The sequence below is a fragment of the Acinetobacter sp. YH12046 genome (assembly GCF_013419905.1).
Taxonomy (GTDB): Bacteria; Pseudomonadota; Gammaproteobacteria; order Pseudomonadales; family Moraxellaceae; genus Acinetobacter.
Map to the genome: position 1 here is coordinate 1 of NZ_VOZF01000063.1, position 3,144 is coordinate 3,144.

3 protein-coding genes and 1 pseudogene are annotated in these 3,144 nt (G+C 35.3%); all 4 read left to right on the plus strand.

Annotated elements, in window-relative coordinates; all coding sequences use genetic code 11:
- Positions 1–75: pseudogene (locus tag FTU03_RS15780) on the plus strand (IS6 family transposase); the annotation flags it as partial.
- Positions 76–114: 39 nt separating this feature from the next.
- A complete protein-coding gene (locus tag FTU03_RS15785) occupies positions 115–480 on the plus strand; it encodes a RepB family plasmid replication initiator protein (RefSeq protein WP_218944957.1) in 366 nt (121 codons plus the stop codon).
- Positions 481–1,563: 1,083 nt separating this feature from the next.
- Positions 1,564–1,902 (plus strand): hypothetical protein, encoded by a 339-nt coding sequence (locus tag FTU03_RS15790; protein ID WP_114237945.1) that lies wholly within the window; start codon positions 1,564–1,566, stop codon positions 1,900–1,902.
- A gap of 136 nt (positions 1,903–2,038) precedes the next feature.
- Entirely contained in the window at positions 2,039–2,839 is an 801-nt protein-coding gene (locus FTU03_RS15795; protein ID WP_114237944.1) for a DUF2310 family Zn-ribbon-containing protein, read from the plus strand.
- The last annotated feature ends 305 nt before the right edge of the window (positions 2,840–3,144 follow it).

Genomic DNA, 3,144 nt, shown 5'->3' on the forward strand with positions numbered 1-3,144 from the left:
GGACAAGCATCGTCATTTTATTATGGTCAGCCTCAGGGTGAAGTGTGTCTAATCAACAGGGTTTTCGGTCTCTAAGCACTTTTTAAAGGGAACATCATCGACTCAAATCTCTATTTGCAACAGTGCCGTCAAATTAACGAACACACGGATATTATTGCTGAATATGAGCAACACAAGCAAGGTCGCACTATTACAGGATTTACCTTTAAATTTAAACAAAGAACCAAGCCCAAAACGGTAAAAGCTGAAAAGACAGAGCGTGATCCACATACAGTAGATATGTTTATAACCATGACCGATAATCAACGCTTTGCCTTCGCTAAAAAAATATCTCAATTACATGAGGCATCGTATTTGGCACAAGGGCAAGCAGGTCGAAGTTACGATGTGTTTGCTGAACAAATTGCTGAAGCATTATTAGATAGTGAAAAGCAGAAAGTATATTTACCCTTCTTATCGAAATTAGGGTTTAAATTTTAAGATTTTTATTCGCTGTTTACAGGTTGTGGTAGAAGTAGTCCTTGATATCAAAAACAAAAATTATTTTAAGGGAATAAAGGCTTCTGACTATCACCAAATGATAAGTTATCTGAGTTCTATTCAGTGAAAAACTGCTATATTAGGGGTCAGCACAGAAAACGGAAATTATAGGGCGGTAAGTACATTTATTTACTTCTATGTAGTTGTTATTTAAGAACTTCGTTAAAAATCTTTCAATTAAATTGCATGTTGCCAATCTCTAGCAGACAGGCAAAGCATAAAAATATAAATCTTTGATTTTAATAAATTAATTAGTCGACAAAATTCCTTGTCGTACTATTTTCTCCAAATTCTGGGGTAACCCCTATCAAATCAAAAACTCGATGATATGCGTCATTTAGTTGATCAAATACCTTCTTACGGCAGTCAATCTATACCTAAAATAAACGATCCTAGTTGGGAGGGGTTATTAGATGATCGGAGAATATCTTGGAATATGAACGACATCACCATAATAGAAAGGCTAGTACTTATTTATTATACTTTTAGTATGAAGGTTCTTAGTGTTTTCAATCAAGAATTTGCAGAGAGAGGAGTTTCTTTTTCATACTCTGATTAGTATGCCTATGGCAAACCAATTTCACTGCTTCGGTACCCTAGTGAGGACTAGAACCTTAGGCTGTAGGCTAATGATATTGGTATATTGAGTTATTTAGGTAGTCGCGGTGTACTTCATGGTGTATAGAAAGTTAGTTTTTCGAGCTAATAAAGCCATTTTGACAAAATTTAAGAAGTATTTTAGAAAACTAGATAGTTACACAGAATTTAGGGTAGTCTCAAAATGAAAGTTATAACTAATGGTTCTTTAACATCTTCTAATTCCTTTGGTGAAAAATAAGATTCCATTTTATGCTTAACTCTCAACTTTTTTTCGCTAAATCATTTATTTTACGAAGGTTAGACTTTCAATATTAAACTTACAATTCTTGTAATACAGCCATTCCAATAGGCTTAAGAAGTTGAGAGTGGCATTTCTTGCATAGAATTATTTTGTATTAAATAAAATAACTAAAGGTTTGGCTCGTGAAGATCTCAATAAGAAAACTGTATGTAATTAGCTTAAGTGCATTAATTACTGTGGCTTGTTCCAGTCAAAGTGAATCAGAAGGGATGCTAATTATAAATAACAAAACCTCCGAAGATATAACTAAGGTTAATTTAACTTATAAAACCACTAATAAATCAGAAAATATAGGTAATTTATCTCCTAATCAATCATTTAAGTATCCTATAAAATATTCTGACACCGAAGACTCTATAGTAATTACATATACTGATAGTAATAATACAGTGCATAAGGATGTAGCTGTTCCTTATTTCGGTAAATATGATAAGAAAAATTATAGTTATAATATCAAGTAGTTTAAGTATTATTAATATTTAGAGTGTACGGCATTGACGGTATAGGTTAAATTGACACTACAAGACAGCACTTTAACCAATTTCAACAGCAACATCCCCAAATATATTTAATATAAATTAAGCATGAGATATAAAAATGCACGCCTTTGATATTATCATACCCCAATATACAGGTATCGCTGAAGATGATGATAGCCACGACCATGATGTATTTTGTTATTTAGGAAATTTAGAAGGCAACGGACAAATATTACCCCGTAACCATCATTTAGCTGTTAGCCAAAATGATATTACTCGCGTGACTGTGGTGTGTCCTGAAATGGATGCCCTTGACCGTAAAAATATGAACAGCTATGCCCAAGAAATGCACAATAAAATCGAACAGTTAGCAGGTAAACCCATTCAAACCTTGTATATCGGAGAAGACCATGACTATCCTCTTCCCCGTTATGCCGTACCAACGCAATCTGAATTTTACATGTTGCGTTGGGGCTGGAGTTCGCCTTTACTAGATGGAGTAACCTTACAAGGCATTCCTCTATATAAAATCCCATATACCCAACCTGATCACCCTTGTTATGATAATGTGTGGTCATGGTATCGTCAGGCTGAAGCGTTATATCGTTTGTGGCTTGGTTCTCAACCAGTAAGTGAAGCCTTTGCCTTAGAGCAAATGCAAAATCCCAATTCTGAGCATAGCAAAATAGGTCGAGAATTGTGCCGTATCATTGAACAAAGCACAGGTGTACCCACCTATTATTTTCTAATGAATTACCGTGATTGGACACAGGCAGAAGATATGGAACAAAAATGTCCACTGACAGGGCAGGATTGGCTATTGCCTGCCAATACCTATCACTATATTGATTTTAAATGCGATGAGAGTCGTTTGGTGAGTGAGTTGAGTCAAAATTGGTCGGATGAAAGCGAGGACTGACCGAATGAAAAATTATTTGTGGTAAGCTCATAAAGCCTATCAAGCATAGAGATAAAAATAACACCCAAACTATCTGTAACCAACCGTGAATCGTCTCGATATTTTCGGAGAGTGTTTTACTGGAATCAGGTACAGGACAAGTTTATTTTCAGTATACCCTAGCGGAACCACCTAAAAAGGCACTGTTGCAAATAGGCTGACATGATAAGCTAAATATCTTATTTATTTCGAGATACAGCAGATGAATCCCTTCCACGGTCGGCACTTTCAAGGTGAAATCATTCTTTGGGCTGTTCGTTGGTATT

What these genes read in the sequence shown, in the direction of transcription:
- FTU03_RS15795 (WP_114237944.1), top strand. Translation starts at nt 2,039, where the DNA reads ATGCACGCCTTTGATATTATCATACCCCAATATACAGGTATCGCTGAA.